Origin of the sequence: Proteus sp. fly-1067 (assembly GCF_040139345.1) — a bacterium.
Taxonomy (GTDB): domain Bacteria; phylum Pseudomonadota; class Gammaproteobacteria; order Enterobacterales; family Enterobacteriaceae; genus Proteus; species Proteus vulgaris_B.
The window spans coordinates 60,521-81,846 of the sequence record NZ_JBEEUL010000013.1; the positions used below are offsets into that span (position 1 = coordinate 60,521).

A 21,326-nucleotide genomic window follows, 5' to 3' on the forward strand; every position below is an offset into this window, starting at 1 on the left:
TATCAAAAGGTTTTTTTACATCATAGTGATAAATTCTATTAGGATCATCAGTTGCTGTAAGTAAAAAGTAGTACTGAGTATAACTTTCCACTGAGATAAAAAGTGATTTTTTATCTAATAAATCATACTATTGAATAGTAGGTAGTTCCTCTCTCATTCCTGATTACATCAATATACTTCCTCTTATTGTTTTTTTGATTTCTATAAAAAAGAAGAGGATCATCGCCAAAGAGACCACCACTAAAACGCCCTATGCTGGTTAAAAAATCATAAAGGCTTGGTAGAAATTGGTCGTAATTTAGATTTGAAAAACTAGCGTCAAAGAATTAGTACTAAATAGCGATTCCAAAACTGACATCATGGATAATTAATCGAATTTACTAAAATTTATGGTTAGAAATCGCTTTATCCTCACATGCTACGCTGGATCGTTGATAATTCAATTAACTATGGTCTTCATCACCACAGGGCAATTCAACATAACACTAGGAGATTATGTACAATTGATACTACCCAATCACGTATAATCAGCATTATGTCTTGCGCCCTTTAGTGATAATAATTACAGACTGATGTCTGGCTGGACACTACAAAGTTAATATCTATTTAATGATTGACTTAGCCACTCAATGTTTATTTTCCCAATAATTCACAAATAGATGAATACCACTAAAACTCAAACCAAATACTCCCCCAAAAACAATCGGTTTTTTTAAAAAAAATATATCAATATAAAAAACACCTAATTTCATATAATGAATAAATTCAACAATAAAACCAAGAAATAAGAATGTAATAAAAACCAGTATAAAGTAACAAAAAAACAACATTAAAAAATAATTAATTACTTTCATTTTCGTTCTCTATTGTGATTTCCTTCAATACTTCGCTAGTCTCTTTATTTAAATATTCTGAAACCCCAGCACTTGGACTGGGATCTTAACATCATCTACGTAACTTATATTCTATAAACCAATTACCTATACCAGCTATTATTCCACAAACCACACTTGCTTTAATTATTTTTTTTAATGTTTCAAATGAGAAAATAAAATCACCACTAATAAATAACCCAATAATGCTACGAATTATGAGATAGTAAAATGTTCCTATAAAAAATAGCCCAACGGAAGATAAAATTGTTACAATGAATAAATATTCAATAGAATTAATTTTTTGGCTCATTATCTTTTTCTCTTTTTTGTTCATTAAAATATTTAATTTCCTCTTGGATCTCTGTATTAGTAATTTCTGTTATAAAAGCAGCTCCCATATTTCCAGCAATGCTAGGAACTATGCTCGGTTTCATATCCTTCAAAAGTCCGTATAATCCGTTTATAGCTCCCCCTGCAATTTAGGGTTGTATTTGGGATCCCAACCTCCAGATTTCCAATATCCCAATTGGTTAACCCCATAACTGATAGGCTTACCCGCGAAGCTATACCCCATACTAGAACCAAGACCTGCACTGAACGTATTTGTAAAGATTGCAGAAAGATCATCACCTTTAAACATGCTTAAAGCTCCCCCCATGCCTGCATTCCAAGCAATGGTTCCCCCTAATTTCGTGTACACCGTCATGCTACCCGTCCCAAAAGCAAACACCACATTCACCGGGTTGACTTCTCCTGTAAACACATATTGAATCCCAGCATTTGCTGTAGCTCCTATTGTTCCGGTTGTAAGCATCATTTTGCCTACTCCATCCCCCAAGAAATATGTTGCCATTCTGCCTGCCCACCCAATAACGGCGCCATAACTTTGCTTGCTACACCTCCCTGCAATACCTGAAGGGGAGCATCGCCTATAGCCGCATTATCTCTATGGTAACCATACGTATTACCGCCCGTGCCAAAGTCAGATTGGTTGGTATAGTCCTGTAAGCGTTGTTGGAAAAGGTAGTTTTGAATATCACGTTCAGTGACGTTATCTTTAATTTCTGAAAGGGCTTGATAGAGATTGTCGTAAGCCGTATCAGAAAGATTGTCGAGTCTTGACTCTTCTTTGGCAATATTAGTGCCACGAAGGGTATCAACCGTGGTTGCCAAATCGATAACCTGCGCACCAATTTCGCCCACTAATTGCTGTTTCTGTTGGCGATTTTGCTCTTTTTCTTTGTCGAAGATTTTATTTAACGTGCTGTGGGCGTTATCGGTGTCTTGGCTTAATTGCGCGATATCTTGCTGTTGATTGTCGCTATCACGTATTGTCCATGTGCCTTGTGATACCGCAGATTGGGTGGTGTTTTCAGCGCTGTCACTATGGTTTTATACTCTCTGTAGCGCTGTAGCGAATTTTTTATATTTATAACCTATCAAAAGCTAACGAATATTAAATCTCATAACAATCCAAACGACTGTTCCAACACTGCTACCAATGAAGCCACCTAGTTTGATAGAATTCACCCAATCTAATTGGTTTATACTTTGATCTGTTAAAAGCCATTCTCCTGATAAAGATAAAAAAGAAAAAAAATAAACCATATATAAAAATCATAAAAAATAAGGAATATATTGAGAGTTTCATTAATATGCACCTTTATCTAATTCTAAATAATGTTGATCTTCATTGTTATCCTCTTTAACATCCTTATTTTTCATAATATATCATCCTAATAGACTACCACTTAGCTCTAATTCAAATGAACTAGCTGCCCCACCTACAATCCCTGGGAGAGGACTTAATTTAAAGCTTTCTGTCATAAAATTTGAATATTTGCACTCCATTCATAGCCGTAGATAATATTAGAATACTCATATTCTTAACCTGTTCTTCTATATAGCCCAAAGAATATTTTCATTTAAATATAACCAATACTATAAACAGCTCAGTTTTAAATAATTATTTCCAAATACTATATCTACTCGCTATTTAACTCACATTAAACAATTTAATTAGAGGCTTTCGAATCAACTTATTAAAGTCAATTTCGATTATTCATTTCTTTTACGAACGCAGGTAAAAAAACACTCTAAAAAACTTCGTCTAAAGTTGCCTACTTTTAATTATAAACTAACACATCAAAAGCAGGCAAATACACAATATAAATTACAATTTTGGAGTATCTTACTTTAATCTTCGTACCTAAAATCCATATTAATTTTCATTGTTTCCAAATCTAAAGTTACTTCACAGCCTTTCCAAATAGGTAGACCATTAGTTAAATTATTTTCTATATAATAGTTTCTTAATTCAACCAAATAGTGAAGCATCTTTGTATTTGCAACACCACCAGCTGTAAACCATTTTAATAAATTTTCATTATCAATATAATCATATTCATATTCACATGTATTACCTTCCACTGATAAACTAGCCCTCATATTTATCTTTTTAGCACCATTAGGAGCTATATCATATAATAACACACCTATATTATTATATATTTCCTGATCTGTTTTCATTTTTCACCTTTAGGTTCATTAATAAACATTTTTTCTTTATGAGGTTCATTCCCTATTTTGTATGTAACGTTAATACTACTTGGTCTATCACCATTTTCTATATATACAGGCTCTATCTTAACACTTATCTCTTTATTATCTTTTAACGATCTTGCCCATATATTCTCCATTTTTTCCATTCACTACGATTTAAATTAGAATCCATTTACACTATGTTTATTTTTCACCAGACACTAAAAACATGAACAAAAAAATTTTTTATAGAATATAATTAATTTATTATTTAGTCTCTTTTCTGTTCACTAATATTGTTAATTTTTTCTTGGGATTCTGTATTAGTCATTTCGGTTGATATCGCTAACTCTATAATGTTTTTTATTTCATTGACTTTAAGTAAATTTGGATTATCTGAATAAAATAAAAAAATTCTACTAAAAAAAAGATAATACTACTGATGAATATAATTATTTAAACAAACGCATCATTTAATATTAAAGTGAAACATTAACCAAAAAGTAATGCCAATCCCCCCACCAAGTAGACTACCAAGCTCCAAGCTATCTATCCAATTAAGCTGATATACGCTCTTATTAGTCAGTAGCCACTCAGACGCTACAAAACCTAACGAACATGTAATAATACAAATAAAAATCAATAAAATTAAGTGGTTAAATGATAGTTTCATTAACGTTTATCCTCTTGATTCACTTTATCACTAGTCATTTTATTACTAATATCATTTTTTTCTATTATTTGATCACTTGTAATATTACTGTTCATCCCTGCTCCACTATATTCCAGAAAACCAGAACCCAAAGCACCTCCTGCAATCCCAGGAAATGGGGGTAATGTAAATTCCTGCGATATATAATTGGAATAAAAAGGTATTTCAGTATACTTTAATGCATAACGGCTTACTGGCATACCAAAATGACGCTTAATCAATTGCTTTTCCCAATAATTAGTGACCCCAAAACCAAGCCCATACCCCAGCGTTGTTCCAAATATAGCTCCAACCACTGCAGCTTCTGAATTTTCGCCTGCTATTTTACTCCCTAAATAAGCACTACCTGCGTTTAATTGAACAAATAAGCACTACCTGCGTTTAATTGAACATTGGAATGTAGATTTCGACCTGTTCCTGTCCAACCGGTAAAGCCTGCTAGCCCAAAGCTTAGATAATCAAATTTATCACCAGTATTACCGTTGTATATTTGTACACCTGCATTTGCACTCATACTCAATCCAGTTCCTATCAGTTTAGCCTCTGCTGAGGCTGCTGAATTAAATAATGCCCTGCCACCTAGGTACAATCCGAAAACATTTTCTGGCTCTCCAACAAAGGAGGCAAATCTGTCCCAGTTATCTGAGTGTTTATTAGCAAATTCAATATCCTGATTATTAATATACAATACAGCATTTCTAACATCTTCATTATCTAAAGAACCATAAAGCCATGTTGGTCTCTCGGCCGCCGAAATTCCTCCATTCAGCTTGAGCCTTTCATAGCCAGCTGTGCATTCTAATGAGTTTCTTTGGCATGCCTTTCTAAATTCTTCTGAATTTTTTCCATGAATTTTGGCATATTTGTCAATGATAGGCTGGCAATTCTCACCAGCTGCTTTACATATTGTCATTTCTTTATCAAACGCACGAGCCTCATCAAAACTCAGATAATTATTCTCAACCACCACTTTCCCGGCTTGGGCGGCATTGGCAACTCCGGCGCTATTATCGCTGATTAAACCGCCGGCAATGCCGGAAGCTAACGTTGCCCATGCACTTATATTCTGCTTTTCAGCCTCGGTAAGTTCTTCGGGGGTTTTGCCATAAAGTGAATGCGATAAAATATCCACCGTTTCGCCGGTCATTGCCCCAGCGGCTTGCACTAAGGCATTTTCACCTTTTGCCAGTGCAAGACCCGCATTGAGTAAACCATGCGCTATCGTGCGCTGAATATCACTTTCAACACGATTGCCTTGAATTTGGTTTTTCACTTCATGGGCAAGATAAGGGGCGGAACCATTTGCAATCGCGGTAACAATGCTATTGCCCATCATACCTTGTGTAAATGCCGTGACTGCTTGGATTGCTCGGTTGTATTTACCGCCCGTGCCAAAGTCAGACTGGTTGGTGTAATCTTGTAAACGTTGTTGGAAGAGGTAATTTTGAACATCACGTTCAGTAACGTTATCTTTAGTTTCAGAAAGGGCTTGGTAAATATTGTCGTAAGCCGTATCAGAAAGATTGTCGAGTCTTGAATCTTCTTTCGCTTGATGAGTACCACGAATGGTATCAACCGTGGTTGCCAAATCGATAACCTGTGCACCAATTTCACCCACTAATTGCTGTTTCTGTTGGCGGTTTTGCTCTTTTTCTTTGTCGAAAATTTTATTTAACGTGCTGTGGGCGTTGTCGGTATCTTGGCTTAATTGCGCGATATCTTGCTGTTGATTGTCGCTATCACGTATTGTCCATGTGCCTTGTGATACCGCAGATTGGGTGCTGTTTTCAGCGCTGTCACTATGGTTGCCTGCCATTGCTAAAGCGTGCCCCATATTCGCCAGCATATTACCTTCAACACCACCAGAAGTACTTACACCACCAGATTGATGCTCAACTTTATATTCTGCGTAGTTATGGATATCACTAAAGCCTAATGTGCCTGTATCAAGCTGATTATTTTTAGCCTCTGCGGTACTGCTGATCACAGCACCATCAAGTTGGGTATGTTTACCCACGCTAATATCAAACCCTTGATTGCCTGCAAATAAGGCTGATTAAATAACAAGTTAACACGGAACCATGTGGGAATACGGTTCCCCAACATGGCTAAACTAAACAGTTGACTATCTGGTTGAATAAGGAGTGAGTAACGTATAAAAACTTAAGGAGATCTTCGCTTACGCTAAAATATCCTTAGTAATACTATTACTTGCTATACATTCTTGGAAAGTATTCATCAATTTTATCGTTATCCAATACTCTATTGAGAGTAAAATCTACTGTATCAGAAACGGCTATTCCATGACGTAATTCTTCAGGAAAGTCATAGATTGAAGCGTATATCGTTGGTACTAAGTACCTAAAATAATCACCCATTTTAGTTTTTCCAGTAAAACCAACCGGATAATCTTCCCCTTCCATATTACCTTCTATACCGTGATATATAAAAAAGCCTTTTCTAGATGGCATATTAATTTCATTAAGTTCTCCACTCAGATGCCTATTTACCCAATATTCAATATCTTCTCTATGTTTGAAACCTCGATATACAAGAGATGAATATAAATCAAGAATAGTTTTTCCATTTTTATTTTCAGGATATGTAGTATATTTTTCTGATTCTTCCCACTTAAATTCATTGAGTTCATCTAATAAATTTTCAAAGTTATTAATTGATAAAAGAGAGTTAGGTAACCAGCCCCAACAATTATTAACCATTACAGCTATCTTTCCATTTTTATCCATTGCAAACCAAGTATAAATAGTACCAAAACCGGGTTCCCAATGACTGTTTGATGTATTCATTATTTTATTTCCTTTGGCCATGTGACTTTACAATTATCGCATGTTTCAATAATTATCTTTTCTGAATTTAAATTTCCATTCTTTTGACTAGATGCTTGCCTAAATGCTTTAGGTCTTAATGCATCAGTAAATTTAATATTTTCAGGTTTAGCACCTTGGCGAACCAATGAATCTGCCGCCGATACCTCAGCACATGCACCAACTTTATTTTTACAAAAATGAGTAAACTCACCTATTTCGACTCCTAACTGTTTCTTAATATAATCTACTGTTGTTGGGTGTAGCGAATCTGCAGTAATTTCTTTATTGCTATATCCTACGGCTGTTTTACCTGTTTTAGAATCGTAAGCACCAATCATTGTTGCAATTTTTTCAGCTTGAGTATTAGATTTAAACTTACCTATTTCATTGATAAGTTCTTGATGAGCCTTAGTCGCAAATATTTGTTCTTCTTTAGTTAAATAATCACCAAACTTCGAAGATTCATTTCCTTTCTGACTTACTTCTAAATTCTTTTTCAGAGCATCTTCTATTGCATGTTCACCTTGAGTGATCTTGTCCAGATAGACAACATCATCTAGTGTTGGTTTTTCGGGTAGTGGTGTTTCTGTAAAGTTATCTCTTGGTTTAGGTATCTGGTCACCACCAGTATCCGTCCAAAGCTGATCATGTATTTGGTTACCACCAGTATTATTCTGCCCTTGGTCTGGTATCTGATTGCCACCAGTATGTGATGGTATACCAAGTCTGTCACCCCAAGGTTCAGATCCAAATATTAACCTTGCGAGCCCTTTGTCATGAATTATTTGTTCATCAATATAAGCAACCTGTTCCGGTAAAAGGTTCCTCATAGCTTCTATATCACCATTTCTAGCAGCGTTTCCTGCGTCTATGGCTTCTTGAATTTGTGCTGATGTTAAACCAAAATTTACCCCTAATTGCATAAGACTATTTCGACAGGTCACATTTTTCATGCATGATTCGTAACCCTTTTCTAAGCCTTTTATGATTGGCTTAGTAGCACCTATCGCATTATTCTCAACCACCACTTTCCCGGCTTGGGCGGCATTGGCAACTCCGGCGCTATTATCGCTGATTAAACCGCCGGCAATGCCGGAAGCTAACGTTGCCCATGCACTTATATTCTGCTTTTCAGCCTCGGTCAGTTCCTCTGGCGTTTTGCCATAAAGTGAGTGCGATAAAATACCCACCGTTTCACCGGTCATCGCACCAGCGGCTTGTGCTGCCGCATTTTCACCTTTTGCTAATGCAAGACCCGCATTCACCAAACCGTGGGCTACCCGTCGTAATTTCTAATTTATTGGCTTGAATGCGTGAATTGACTTCTACGGCGCGCGCTAAGATACGCGTGTAATCACTACCAGTGTCATTTAATCCATTTTCTGAAATAACAATTTTACCATTGTTAATTTCATATCCGGTTATTGCACCTTCTTGTGTTAACGCATTTCCGGCAACGAGTGTGGTGTTAACCGCATTAATAAACCCACATCCTTGGCAACTAATTCCTGCTGGGTTGGCAATAATAATTTCAGCTCGTTTGCCAGCAACTTCAATAAAACCATTAAGCTGGCTCGGATTTTGGCTATTAATTTCATTTAAAATAACGTTAGCTTCACCATTAACAAGCCAAGGGTTGCCCGTTACCATGCCCGCTAATTGAGTTTGCGTATCTTGCAGACTGTTATTAAGGATCGCACCTTTATTATCCACATCAAATTGCGTAAATTGGTTACGTGATACTCCATGTGGATTGGGTTGTTGAATATTAACTTGAGCTAAACCATTGCTTGTTTGCAATACTGTGGCTTGTTGATTTTGAGGAGCCTGTTGATCAGCAATAATCTGGCTCGCTTGTGCTGAAAAACTCACTAATCCCTGCATCACTAATAGAATAAAGGCGACACTATTAAGTGAAGTACGGATAGATGAGGCAAAAAGGCTATTTCGCTTATTGCTTTCGCCACAAGATTTCGTTAATTCAGAAACGACAACCATTAATTGTAGAGTACGATTATAAATAACGCGATAACATAATTTATTCATGTGTGAGATCCTTGCCAAAAAGACAATATAAATTTCATTTAATTATTATTTTTTATTTAATATTTAAGTTAATGCTGTATTTTAATAATTAAAGTTAATACTAAATCCTAAATTAACATGATCCGTTTTAAATCCGTCTGGTTTAGATAATGGCGTACCAATAAACGAATCATATTTTATTATGGATGAAAATAACGAGCCTTTTATGCCCACGACACCACCAGCAAGATGTTTACCTAATAATCGAGGATTATTCGCGTTGGTTTTTAGTTCACCATAATCAGTACCAAAATAAATAAATTGTTCTGATTTAGGGTATTGCCAACTTAATGTATTTTGTAAATACCAACCTTCATTAGCGCTCAGTGTTCTTTCACCATCAAATCCACGAATAGTCCAACGATTTCCGATTGCAAACTGATCAATGGGCGTTAATGCATCGTGCGTCATTTGTTTACGATAACTTACTTGGTATTTAAATTGCTGCTGAGCAATAGACATTGGAATATCTAATTCAGCACGCCATGTTAAAATATCAGCTTTATCTGTTGCATAATAATTATCACGATATTGTTCTTCATACGCTGCGACTGAACCAAACCAGCGTGTTCCTTTTTGATAATTAATGCTGGCATCAAAGGTCGCAAAACTAAAATATTGGCGGTGAGATAAGTTAATTAACCAGTGACTAACCCTTCGCCGCTGAATTTCAATTTCAGTATTATCAACATAATTGCGTAAAACTTTAGCTTGGATAGCATAACGTAAGGTCGTTTTACTTTTCTGATTACGAAAAAGAGTGTATGACACACCCGCATTAATACTCTCACTTTCACCTGAATAGAGAATATCTTTGATATGACCTGCAACTGTTTGGGAATAATCATATTTAGAAGCGTTAATATCAAATAGCCAATACCCAAAAGGCACAGAGTAATGCGCCATAATATTTTGATTATTTTTATTCCCAGCGAAGTCTAAATCACGTTCTGTTGATAAATAGAACAAATCACTCAGCGCTAAAGGATTATCTAGTGCTAACATTAAGCCACCTTGATAACGCCCTGTTGCAGGCGATCCGGCATCATTGATCCATAATGAAGTATGCCAGAAACGAGATTGTTTTCGTTTTATCACAATATCGCTTTCCCCTGCATTTTTCCCTGGTTTAATTTCCATTTCAGCACTCACAACCGGCAATCGCTGTAGGTTTTCTAGCCCTTGTTCAATATCTCGTAAATCGAGTAACTGTTTTTTATGCGCAGGCATACTGGTATACAACAAGGCGTATTTATCAGAGTCATCAGTAAATTTAACATTACGAATAATCCCCGGAACTATTGTTAAATATAATGTTCCACGACTAATATCTTGTTCAGGTACAACAATACGTGTGGTGATCCACCCATGCATTAATAGACGATTTTGCATTCGAGTGACAACGGTATTTATTCCTTTTATACCCAAACATTGCCCTATAAATTCTGTTTTAAAACGAGATAAATTAACCCAATGAGGAATAACTTCTGCATTGGTTATTTCAATATGTTCTATTTGGAAACAAAGCTTTTCTTCTGTTTTATGCTCTATTTTTTCATATTGGCTAATATCAAAATATATATTAGGTACTTCAGGTATTAATTGTTGATAAAGCGCTTCTTGTTGACTTTGATTATGTTGTTGTTGCTGATTAAATATTTCAGTCGTTTTCTCAGAAGTATCAGCTGAAGATATGGGAATATTAAATAGCGCAAAAAATAACCATAATTTTAAAAAGAGTATAATTTTTTTCATATTGTGCAATAAATAGGGTCTGTGATTTTAATCATATTTATTTATGATACATCTAATCTTTAACATTATTGATATTAAAATATATAAAGTAAATATCAAAAAATGAATAACAAATAAAACACCATAACTTTTAGAATATAAAGATTAAAAAAATCAACTTATGTTAAAAAATTAGTCTTATATAATCACAAAAATCACTTAACAAGTTAATTAATGTTAAGCTTATTTAATTATAAAAATTAAAATAAATTTTATTTAAAATAAAAAATTGATCATTTATTTAGTTTAAACAATCTAATTTAAAATAGTTTGTAATTGAAATATTTATTCGATTTGAAATAAAATTTTAAGTTGAATTAATAGAGGTAAAAATATCTTTCATAAAAAAAGTGGACCCTATGATCCACTTTTTTTAAAACACTATCTTTATCCACGGACAAAAATATTCACATCCACTTTTCCGCGATATTCACCCGCTTTTGTGCCATCTGGTTTGCAAAGAGCCCATTTGATACCAAATATATCAGGTTGGTTATTCCCCATATTGGTTCCTTTTAGCTCGATATCTGTATTATTGAACTTTAATAAATTGTTATTATTTTCATCAGCACATTTTAAATTCGGTGTTGAAGTTTGCTTATAAGGCAATCCTATAACCCAAGGTTTTTTGTTAGATACAGTACCATTAATAGGTGCTAAGACTAATTTATTTACATTACTTGGATCTAAACTTCCCTCTTTAATCACCGCAGACATATTTACAGGGTTACCTGTACCACCACAGGATAGTGTAAATACAGAATCTTTAATGACTTCATTCGTAAATGTCATATTTTCATTAATTTGTTGATTAGATACACCAGTAACAGCACAAGAACGTTTTACTGTTACATCTGCAATTACGTTAACTTGTGCAAAAAAGTCACCACTAGCACTCCGACCAAAACTACCTACATAAAAAGGAGTACCTCTATACGTTAACTTACCTGGCGTTAAATTAGCATCAATATAAACAGGAAATGAACTTGGTGTTGTGACGCTAATAACTTTTGAACCACCACCAGGAACTGCTGTTGTTGCATAATTATATGGCACAAAACATACATTAATACTAGATGATTCTTTATCAACAAGATTACTGTTTACCTGAAAAAATTGTCCTGAATAAGCACTTTGATAATTAGAGCTAAAATTAGATAAACTGACATTGAAGTTAAATTGTGGTGTTACATATACTGCAGTCCCTGAATTATTGGCATGCGTTAACTTCAGACCATATTTATTAGTTTGCCCAGGAATTTTAGAAACAAATGTGGCATCACATCTCGTTTTTGACTGACTTAATGAAATAATCGCATACTTAGTATCCCAGGAAGAGTTACTGCTACTATCATAAACAGGACTCCCAGGAAAACTACTAGTTCCACTCAATGTACCATTTATATATTGAACTTGAGTGGGGCTAATGTTCATATCAATCACCCCAGTTAAGTTTAATGTCATAGCCCCCCTATCTGTTCCAGCTAAAATATTAAATGACGAAGTCATTAATACTGAAGTCAGTGATGCCATCATTAAATTACGTATTTTCATAGTTCTGCATCCACCTATAAAATAAGGATTATTTTTTATTGGCAAGAAAGAGATAAAATTCTTATTGGTTGCTTGCTATTGACTTCAATATTACTTAAGCCACTATATGAAACGTTGCAACTTTGCTGGATTTTATTACCCCATTTCACTAACAGCTTGCCATTATCAGGAAGTCCACTCATATAAAGCTGACCATTTTCACCAACAATACCTGTATTCAAATCATTAGGATTATCAGCATCAATTAACGTAGCAATAGCACCAAATGGGACAACACTTTTATTCTGAGAAAGATTTAAAATAGCTTGGAAGCCAATCTTTGTTTTAAAGGCAACCTTAACAATAGCGCCTTTTGTCGGAACTACATTTTGAGATGTTGATTGTAGAGTCGTATTATCAGGCAATGTATTGACATTTAATGCAATTGTGTTTTGGCGGTATTCTGTAAGATATGGTGATAACGCATATCCCTGACCATTAATCGCACCATTTCCTGAACTTAACTCAGTTCCTTTTGCTCCAGGCGCTTCAACAATAGCCATACTATTACCCATACTTCTACCCAGCAACAAACCACCTGAATGTAAAAGTAAACCACCATTCATGCTGCCATTAACATTATAATAGTCACTTGAATAATTATAATTTAGAGAGGATGTACCGTAGTTACCTGAATAATTAGCATATGCTGAGCCATTATTAGGCTGGCCTTGGTTAGCCCAAGATTGAGAAATACCATAAGATAAAGAGTTATCAAATGCACTACCAGATAATCCAACTTGCTGATTAGTTCTTCCATTATTATCATGGTTTATCATGTAAGTGCTATTAAAATTACTAAGCGCAGGCGAATTACTAAACACACTAAATGGAACACTCACATTAAAACTAATTTGCCTGTTCTCAGGCCAGCTGTCATCTGATTTTATTCTATCAATACTGTAATTAATGCCAAAGTTAATACCATGAATATTACCATTATAGCCTGTCGTAAGTTGAGTAACATTCTTATCTTGTTCCCAATAATTATAACGGCTACCAGATAAATAAATACTACCGTATTGACCTAATGATTGTGATAATGAAGTTGTAAAACGACTTTTTTCTCGTTCACCTAACCACGGTGAAGTACCATCTTTTAACCGATAATCTTCAGTATTAAATTGATTAAAATCGTAATAATCTTTAGTTGAAAAACGTAATGCTGTTAAGTCAACAGAGGTTCCGGTAGTAGTCATATTTTTAGAATAACGGAATCGATAAGATTGCCCATTTTGAGAGCCTATGGTATTAAAGTCAGCATGAGCATGGGTGATATCTGTAGACAGAGCCCCCCAATTACCTAATGAAATTCCTATCCCAGAGGAAATAGCGTAATAATCTTTCGCCCCTAATAACCCACCATAAAGAGTGACATCATAAGGTAAACCATAAATACCGCTGGCAAGCAAAAAATCTGCCTTTTTAGAGCCAACCGTTGTGCCACCATCAAATCGCCCAGTACTAATTTCATATTTCCATCCCCCCGGTCTTAACATTACGGGTAATGATGAAAAAGCAACGGTAAATGTCCTTTCTGAACCATCTTCTTCTTTCACTGTGACATCCAAGTTCCCCCCTGAGCCACTCGCATAAAGATCCGTTATTTTAAATGCGCCGGGTGCAACATAAGTTTGATAAATAACATTCCCATTTTGTCGGATAGTAATTTGGGCATTAGATTGAGCAATCCCACTCACATCTGGAGCAAAACCTTGTTGACTCGCTGGTAACATTTGTTCGTTAGAAACTAAACGCATACCTTTCATTGGAATACTATCAAAGACATCATTTCCAGTTGTAGTTTCACCAATTATAAATTCCGACCGTAAAGAATAAAGATTACGTGAAAGGTATGTATTAGAAAATTTATTACTATTATTACTTTGAGTCTCTGCATTATTTGAATTTCGGGTATACGTCTGTGTCATTGTAGAACGTAAACGCCAATCATAAAGATTAAACCCAGCTCTTAGTTGAGCAAAGAAATTATCATTTTTTTGTTTTCCATTATTATTCATTTTATCAGAATGACTATCGTTAGAAGAATGGCCTCCACTAAACATATAATTGATAAACATGGCAGTAACACCACTATCAAAAGAGGCTGGATCAATATAGCCAACGACATCATTAGACATAACAATTTGAGGAAAACTAGTGATTAGTTTTAATTCAGATAAATTTACTTTTATTAATGCATCAGGAATATATTCGTTAATATCATAAATCACCTGATCGTTTTTTAACGCATTTAATTTAGGTATTACCTTAGTATTAACACCTAATTTATCTAATAACTCTCTGGTTATTTCAGGTACCACTTTATTATTAGGCCCTTTTACTAAATTAATGACGAATTCACCATTGTTATTATTATTGACATAAACTAACAAAGATATTTCACCTTCAGGTAACGCATCTTTTTGTGAAAATTGGCTTAAATCAATTTCATTTGCAGATGCACCTAATTGTCCATCAAGTAATGCGGGATCAAAATAATCCTCTGAAAAAGAATTAAATGAGAGCAAAATAAGTGATGTAAAAAAACTGTATCTAAACATTGCCATTGATTTATTCATTTTTACACTCTTAATATTTGGCTTTATAAATTTATTAATTTACTGTTTTCATTTTTTCATCTAATGGGAACATAAATTCATCTAATACTTGCCAATGAATAGATGTAATATTTTCTTTATTTAAAAATAAGTATTCTTGCGTACCAAATGGAGGCACATTTTTCGATAACTCTTGCAGTTCGATCTCTTTTCCATTTATCTTTATTGTGTTAAAAGCTAGATAAATAGGTGAATCATTTTTAGCAATTATTTTATTACCATCAATTGAGAATGTTAATTTTTTTTCTGCATCTTTTATTTTTATACCTTCAAGAGATTTTGGTCGATAATATACTTTAAAGTTTAATGCCCTAATAAAGTTCATCTGCACATTTGGTGTTTCTTCAGATGTGGATGGTATTAATCGAAATTGAGAAATATAAACACTCTCTCTATCTGTTGATAACGCACTTTCTGAACCAGTAAACTTAATTACCCACTCATAGTATTCTTCAGGTTCTATTTTTTGTAATAGCGGAGTTAAAATAAAAGGAGGATTCTCTTTTTTATCAATTAATTGTAACCCTGTAGATTCATCTAACCATCTCATACTAGCTTGAACAAGATACGCTTTTTTTTCATTATTTCTTAAACCGATAGAGATGCTTTTACTACCTTCATTATATGTCATTCTTTGTAATGAAAATTCAAATGCATTATTTGCAGGCCATGCTAATTGGCAATAAAAAAAACCTAAGACCAAAATAGTAATAAAAAAAATACGACTATTCAAAACGTTCATTTCATTAATCCTTATATTTGAATTCTTTTGATAACTCACCATAGTCGTTAATTATATGCCAGCTAGCTTCTTTTATTGAAAGTTCTACTAATTCAGTTTTACTATAAGGTGCCAACAAGAAAGTTTTATTATACTTTTCATTATTAACTGTAATTGATGTCAATGTCATATAATATGGAGTTGGATTATCTAAAAACCACTTTCCTTCCTGTTTTTTAATAAAAACTTTTTTATAATCTTGTTCTAAAGGCCTAGCTATATTTTCAGGTCGATAAATTACTTTAATCACAAAATTAGTTATTAATACTAATTTTGATTCCTGTAATTCACTTTCATTAGGTCGTTTAGTAGATGGTATAATTTTTGTATTCAAATAAAAGAGTGACTCTTTATTGCTGGATAAATCTTGAGTGTCTTTTAATAAGATACGTAAAGATGATACACTCTTGCTTTCTAAACGAAATACAGGAGGAGTAACGATAAAATTAGATGACAAATTCCCATCAATTTTTTCAGTAACGCCAGCTTGTATTAAATAAGGTTGATTATCATCATTTGAAATATATACACTTTCACTTGAACTACCTTCAGAAAAAATAACCCGTGTTTTGCCTAAACTAACCCCTTGAGCGTTAGCATTAAAATAACTAAAAGCTAATATTAAAATGACAGAGATTTTTATAAAAAAATTATTCATATAATATCTTAATCAACGATATACGAAAAAGTTAATGTTGCCGAAAACTCTCCAGATTCGGGATCACAAACAGTGGGATCTTTGCATTTGACATAGGTATAAAGTGTTTTTTCTAATTTATCTTTACTTATGTTATTCCAAACAGTATCTTCAGATTTAAAAAAATCCGTATTAGTATTAGATTGAGCAACATTATTTTTACTTGATACTCTAATACCAAAGCTTTTATTGAGATCATCATTAAAAGTAATCGTATTTAAAGTACTTTTTGCCTTCATCGTCACATAAGTATCAAAAAAGTCATTCGTTTTACAGTCACTCAGTAATACCTTTATCGGAATAGGCTCTATAAGATTATTTTTAATTTTATTCGATTGAATACTGCCAAAATCAACTTCATTACTACTTGTTCCTGAAACTGATAGCTTACAGGTCTGTTTATCAATGGTCACTTTAAAATCAAATTCAATACTTTGAGCACTAAAACTAATAAATAGTATTGGTGTAATAAATAAACTTAACAAACTCCTTTTCAATAGAAATATATTCATATTTACTTTCTCAAGGTTGTATAAGTGTTAATGCTAATATTGCTTTTAGCGTACCGGGATTAACCGCTGAACTGTCTTTCTTAACGAGCTCGACTTCAAAGTCTTTATTTTTATTACCATTTCCTGTTGTAATATAAACAGAACTTGTTCCAGCATTAAAATTAACTAAAGAACAATGATCATCTTTACAATCGTATAGAGCAAAACTCGCATTAGTTGGATTATTCACCGGTGATATTTTGTTATTTGCAATTTGTGTTCCTGATCCCGCTTTTATAACAACTTCCATATCAGGTGTTTCATCAACATAATCCTGGCAAAGATAATTAACTGAAAAAGGTATTTTGTTTTCTTTTTTTACACCTATTTCATCAACATTTTGCATTAATATTGATTGAGAAAACTTCACCGCTTGGTCTGATAAAGTAAAAGCACACGTTCCTTTTGTTACTGAGCCTTTTACTATTACAACCGCAGAATCATCAACAGCGCTATATCCATAAAAAGAGATACAAGTTAATAATGCACCCAATACAATTGGTTTAAAATGTGGCTTTATGTTCATTAAATCCACCTAAATCATCTATTGTACGCCATTGAACACTTCCTTTAGTTACACCTGTAGGTAAGGTATATTTTATCGAACTATAAGGCGCGATCATGGCATTGTTATTGGCCAAACTAACATCTAGCTTTATATTGTTGACAGAAAACCCAGCAAAGTTGACATAATAAGGGGAATTATTAACTACCTTTAATTGTTTACCTTCCACACTAAATCCTAATTTCTTTTGCGCATCCTCTGATGTCATCGGTAAATTTTTAGGTCGGTAGAAAAGTTTTATAACATTATCAAATCCCACACTTAGGCCCGCTGTGTCAGAATTATTGCTTTGTCCAGGGATCATCTTTGCATGAAAATAAAAAATACTTTCTCTATCTTTCGGTAAAGAATTACTCATGGCATAAATTTTCACTTCATGCCTTGATAAACTATTAATTCTAAAAAGAGGTGGAGTGACTTGAAATACAATTGGGTTTTCATCAGAGGAAATATAGGCTTGTACCAAATAATTCATTTTTGGTTCTTCATTACGAATGATAACACCTACACTATTCTCACCTTCAGGATAAATAATACGTGTAGCGTTTAAACCCACACCTTTAGAATAAGCAAGTGGAGATATAATCATTAGTAAAATAACAAAAAATTTTCTTATTCTATTTGTAATTTTAATCATTATATTTCTTCTTTAATGAGAGGCTCTATTAGATAGAGCCTCTAAAAATTAAGTAATATTAGTTATAAGCAACAGTAAAAGTAACAGGTACTTTTAATTCATCACTTGTTACTGCACCATTTGTTAAATACAGACCAGCAGTCATCGGAATACGACCAGTACCATCTTTAATGATCTCTTGTCCTAATTTCAGACCTGTTTCAACATTTGGTTTAACTAAAGTATTACTTGCTGTTGCTAGCAATTTTACAGCTAAAGAAGCGGCTGTTGCGTTAGCAAACATTTCAGAATCAAAGTTTGATTTATTACCACGAGCATAAAGGTTGATTGTTCCATCAGCTGCTAGTGCTGCTGTACAATTAGAAAGCTCTAAATTAAACGTCTTGTTATCTCCTAATTGATCACCGACGTTTTTGCCAGAAACTTCATCACTCGTGAAGGTTCCCCAATCAATTCTAGAACCTTCTGTTGTTGAAGAAACATCACAACTTGCGGCACGAATTAATGCTTCGAATGACACAGTTGTACCCTGTGTTGCAGCAAAAGCATTACCTGCAACCATAAATCCAGACAACACGATAAACGGAGCAACTTTCTTAATTAAAGACATATTGTTACCTTTCGTTTTTTAAATAAATCGTCTATTGGAATTAGTATTATTCCCTTAATTACCTCAATTAGATGTGAACTAAGAAAATATATTTTCTAATTCTTATTAAAGCGTAGCACAACAATCAAAGCTTACTTATATAACACGCTTAAATTACATAAGGATAATTATTTAAAATTCTTTATTTATAAAACATTTTCTTTATTTTTAGAATATTCAGCTAATCTTTAATTGAGCATCGATATAATACTTAAAAAATAAAAAAGTATATTTCCAATATATATACTTTGTTTTTCATATATATAGATATGTTTATGTTAATATAAATAATAATTTAATTTAATCTAAATAGGTAAATATAACTAAATACAAATACTTAAGAATAAACCTAGATCCACATAAAATTATTTTTAATTTTTTTATTTAAATGAGTAAATACCCTTAACTTTATTGTATTCAAATTAATCAATTGGTTATTTATTATCCTGTTCAATTCTAATACTATTTATTCAATGCAAAAAAATGGCCTCATTACTGAGGCCATTTTATTTATCATAATGACAATTCTTAGAATATTACTTCTCTGGCATTTGTGGCATTGGGCGACGGAAACGACGTGTGATCCACACCATATAAAGTATACCAATAGCGCCCCAAACAAGGCCTAATTCCATAGAACCTGGCTCAAGGTTTATCCACAAGACCCCCATTGTCGCTGCACCAATAATAGGTAATATCAGGTAATTAATGTGGTCCATTATTCCTTTATTACGGCGCTCACGAATATAGAACTGTGAAATTACAGACAAGTTCACGAAAGTAAACGCAACCAACGCACCAAAGTTAATTAATGCCGTTGCAGTGACTAAATCGAAGAACACTGCACCTAAGGCTAAGAAACCCACTAATAGCACGTTAAATGCTGGGGTACGCCATTTAGGGTGTACATAACCAAAAGTCTTCTCTGGGAATACCCCATCGCGTCCCATAACATAAAGTAAACGAGCAACACCTGCATGAGCCGCCATGCCTGATGCTAATACTGTTACGCAAGAGAACACTAATATAATGGACTGGAATAAAGCTCCAGCAACATACAGCATTATTTCTGGTTGTGATTCTTCTGGATTTTTGAATCGTGAAATATCAGGGAAATACAGTTGTAAAAAGTAAGAAACCGCAATAAAGATAATTCCGCCAATCAGCGCTGTTAAGAAAATCGCTTTAGGGATAACTTTACCTGCATTTGGTGTCTCTTCTGACAATGTACTGATACCGTCAAAACCTAAGAATGAGAAACAGAGTATTGTTGCTCCAGTTATCATCGGTATAACTTCTGCATCAACAGACGCAAATGGTCTAAAGGTCCATAACTCCCCTGCACCTTCTCCGTTATATACACCGTGGATAAGTAACCCTACAAATACAACCATTACCGCAACTTGCACAATAACAATTGCTGTATTTAAGTTAGCGACAACGTTAATACCACGTAGGTTAAAGAACGTCATTAAAGCCACTAAACCAAATACAAAGATCCACGGTTCAACACCCGGGAATATTGCTTGTAAATAGATTTTCGCCAATAAGATGTTGATCATTGGCATAAATAAATAGTCGAGTAAAGAAGACCAACCCACCATAAAGCCCACATATGGACTCATGGATTTTTGAGCATAAGTATACGCCGAGCCGGCTGATGGAAAACGCTTAACTAATTTTCCATAACTTACTGCAGTAAATAAAATTGCAACTAAAGCAATTGCATACGATGTTGCTACGTGACCATTGGTAATGCCAGAAACGATACCAAATGTATCGAAAATAGTCATAGGCTGTAAAAAAGCAAGCCCCATCATGACTACCTGCATTAGTGTCAAGGTTTTACGTAGTTGAACTCGATTGTTAGCACCAGTTTGGTTAGTGCCGATAGAGGAGATGACGTTATCTGACATTCGCGAACCCTCCCATAACTTCGGTTTGAGTATTCAATAAACTCAACCGACAGTTACTGGGAAGACTTCGCATCTGCCTATAAACAGAATAGAATGAAGTTTTTAAGGATGTGTATGTGTTTAGGAGACGCCGTGCTCCGTAGTCATCATTACCGCAGGTGCCGTTTGGCCCGACTGCGAAAGAGAATAATTGTACCATATTAGCATTCCTCTATCATGACAACCCTTTCTCTAAGGGGCTGGCTGCTAATCAAATTATGTTATCTATTCAGACTCAAATGAATCTGACCTCTTGGTGTAGTAATAAATAAAAATGCAAAAAAAAACCGATGCACTTTAAACGCATCAGTCATATTTTTAGTGGGCGCATTTTGCACGTCTCAGACTTAAATAGCAATACATTTTCATCAAAAAGCCCTCTTTTTTTACGATCTTTTCAATTCGCAAACTAAGTCAACATATAACGCCACATTTAATTAAC

The 21,326-nt window shown here is 34.1% G+C and carries 22 protein-coding genes; all 22 read right to left on the reverse strand.

Going from position 1 to position 21,326, the window contains the following annotated elements; genetic code table 11:
- Positions 1–945: 945 nt before the first annotated feature.
- The 22 genes from ABN217_RS15745 to ABN217_RS20690 all read right to left on the reverse strand — a co-directional run bounded on the left by ABN217_RS15745 (position 946) and on the right by ABN217_RS20690 (position 21,044).
- Positions 946–1,185 (reverse strand): hypothetical protein, encoded by a 240-nt coding sequence (locus ABN217_RS15745; RefSeq protein ID WP_196553273.1) that lies wholly within the window; start codon positions 1,183–1,185, stop codon positions 946–948.
- Positions 1,169–1,309, reverse strand: coding sequence for a hypothetical protein (locus ABN217_RS15750; RefSeq protein ID WP_349459599.1), 141 nt, complete (start codon positions 1,307–1,309; stop codon positions 1,169–1,171). The genes ABN217_RS15745 and ABN217_RS15750 overlap by 17 nt, the downstream gene beginning before the upstream one ends.
- Positions 1,310–1,335: 26 nt before the next feature.
- Positions 1,336–1,581: a hypothetical protein gene (locus tag ABN217_RS15755; protein WP_349459600.1), complete on the reverse strand. Its 246-nt coding sequence runs from the start codon at positions 1,579–1,581 to the stop codon at positions 1,336–1,338.
- A gap of 116 nt (positions 1,582–1,697) precedes the next feature.
- Positions 1,698–2,048 (reverse strand): hypothetical protein, encoded by a 351-nt coding sequence (locus ABN217_RS15760; RefSeq protein WP_349459602.1) that lies wholly within the window; start codon positions 2,046–2,048, stop codon positions 1,698–1,700.
- A 1,023-nt stretch (positions 2,049–3,071) separates the two neighbouring features.
- Positions 3,072–3,404, reverse strand: coding sequence for a hypothetical protein (locus tag ABN217_RS15765; protein ID WP_349439766.1), 333 nt, complete (start codon positions 3,402–3,404; stop codon positions 3,072–3,074).
- Entirely contained in the window at positions 3,401–3,574 is a 174-nt protein-coding gene (locus tag ABN217_RS15770; RefSeq protein WP_349459603.1) for a DNA/RNA non-specific endonuclease, read from the reverse strand. Before ABN217_RS15770 ends, ABN217_RS15765 begins: the two co-directional genes overlap by 4 nt.
- Before the next feature lie 514 nt (positions 3,575–4,088).
- Positions 4,089–4,424, reverse strand: coding sequence for a hypothetical protein (locus ABN217_RS15775; protein WP_349459604.1), 336 nt, complete (start codon positions 4,422–4,424; stop codon positions 4,089–4,091).
- A 56-nt stretch (positions 4,425–4,480) separates the two neighbouring features.
- On the reverse strand, positions 4,481–6,145 hold the full coding sequence (locus tag ABN217_RS15780; RefSeq protein ID WP_349459605.1) for a VENN motif pre-toxin domain-containing protein: 1,665 nt from the start codon (positions 6,143–6,145) through the stop codon (positions 4,481–4,483).
- Between the two features lie 190 nt (positions 6,146–6,335).
- Positions 6,336–6,935: a hypothetical protein gene (locus ABN217_RS15785; RefSeq protein WP_196553278.1), complete on the reverse strand. Its 600-nt coding sequence runs from the start codon at positions 6,933–6,935 to the stop codon at positions 6,336–6,338.
- Positions 6,935–8,221, reverse strand: coding sequence for a VENN motif pre-toxin domain-containing protein (locus tag ABN217_RS15790; RefSeq protein WP_349459612.1), 1,287 nt, complete (start codon positions 8,219–8,221; stop codon positions 6,935–6,937). Before ABN217_RS15790 ends, ABN217_RS15785 begins: the two co-directional genes overlap by 1 nt.
- Positions 8,190–9,002: a two-partner secretion domain-containing protein gene (locus ABN217_RS15795; protein WP_349459606.1), complete on the reverse strand. Its 813-nt coding sequence runs from the start codon at positions 9,000–9,002 to the stop codon at positions 8,190–8,192. Before ABN217_RS15795 ends, ABN217_RS15790 begins: the two co-directional genes overlap by 32 nt.
- Before the next feature lie 81 nt (positions 9,003–9,083).
- Positions 9,084–10,796 (reverse strand): ShlB/FhaC/HecB family hemolysin secretion/activation protein, encoded by a 1,713-nt coding sequence (locus tag ABN217_RS15800; protein ID WP_349459607.1) that lies wholly within the window; start codon positions 10,794–10,796, stop codon positions 9,084–9,086.
- A 426-nt stretch (positions 10,797–11,222) separates the two neighbouring features.
- Positions 11,223–12,389 carry a hypothetical protein gene (locus tag ABN217_RS15805; RefSeq protein ID WP_340896033.1) on the reverse strand — a complete coding sequence of 389 codons (1,167 nt, stop codon included), beginning with the start codon at positions 12,387–12,389 and terminating at the stop codon, positions 11,223–11,225.
- A gap of 35 nt (positions 12,390–12,424) precedes the next feature.
- Positions 12,425–15,010, reverse strand: a complete 2,586-nt coding sequence (locus tag ABN217_RS15810; RefSeq protein WP_349459608.1) for a fimbria/pilus outer membrane usher protein — start codon at positions 15,008–15,010, stop codon at positions 12,425–12,427.
- 34 nt (positions 15,011–15,044) lie between these two features.
- Complete coding sequence (locus tag ABN217_RS15815; RefSeq protein ID WP_349439758.1) at positions 15,045–15,791, reverse strand: fimbrial biogenesis chaperone; 747 nt, start codon at positions 15,789–15,791, stop codon at positions 15,045–15,047.
- A gap of 4 nt (positions 15,792–15,795) precedes the next feature.
- Complete coding sequence (locus tag ABN217_RS15820; RefSeq protein WP_197269355.1) at positions 15,796–16,488, reverse strand: fimbrial biogenesis chaperone; 693 nt, start codon at positions 16,486–16,488, stop codon at positions 15,796–15,798.
- A gap of 8 nt (positions 16,489–16,496) precedes the next feature.
- The gene (locus tag ABN217_RS15825) at positions 16,497–17,024 is read right to left on the reverse strand and encodes a fimbrial protein (protein ID WP_349440171.1); all 528 of its coding nucleotides are present in this window, start codon (positions 17,022–17,024) and stop codon (positions 16,497–16,499) included.
- A 25-nt stretch (positions 17,025–17,049) separates the two neighbouring features.
- Complete coding sequence (locus ABN217_RS15830; RefSeq protein ID WP_072069924.1) at positions 17,050–17,604, reverse strand: fimbrial protein; 555 nt, start codon at positions 17,602–17,604, stop codon at positions 17,050–17,052.
- Positions 17,582–18,280, reverse strand: a complete 699-nt coding sequence (locus ABN217_RS15835; RefSeq protein ID WP_115351021.1) for a fimbrial biogenesis chaperone — start codon at positions 18,278–18,280, stop codon at positions 17,582–17,584. Before ABN217_RS15835 ends, ABN217_RS15830 begins: the two co-directional genes overlap by 23 nt.
- A 58-nt stretch (positions 18,281–18,338) precedes the next feature.
- Positions 18,339–18,890, reverse strand: a complete 552-nt coding sequence (locus ABN217_RS15840; RefSeq protein ID WP_072069926.1) for a fimbrial protein — start codon at positions 18,888–18,890, stop codon at positions 18,339–18,341.
- A gap of 575 nt (positions 18,891–19,465) precedes the next feature.
- Positions 19,466–20,845 (reverse strand): APC family permease, encoded by a 1,380-nt coding sequence (locus ABN217_RS15845; protein ID WP_072069927.1) that lies wholly within the window; start codon positions 20,843–20,845, stop codon positions 19,466–19,468.
- Positions 20,835–21,044, reverse strand: a complete 210-nt coding sequence (locus ABN217_RS20690) for a hypothetical protein (RefSeq protein ID WP_071788546.1) — start codon at positions 21,042–21,044, stop codon at positions 20,835–20,837. Before ABN217_RS20690 ends, ABN217_RS15845 begins: the two co-directional genes overlap by 11 nt.
- Positions 21,045–21,326: the final 282 nt, after the last annotated feature.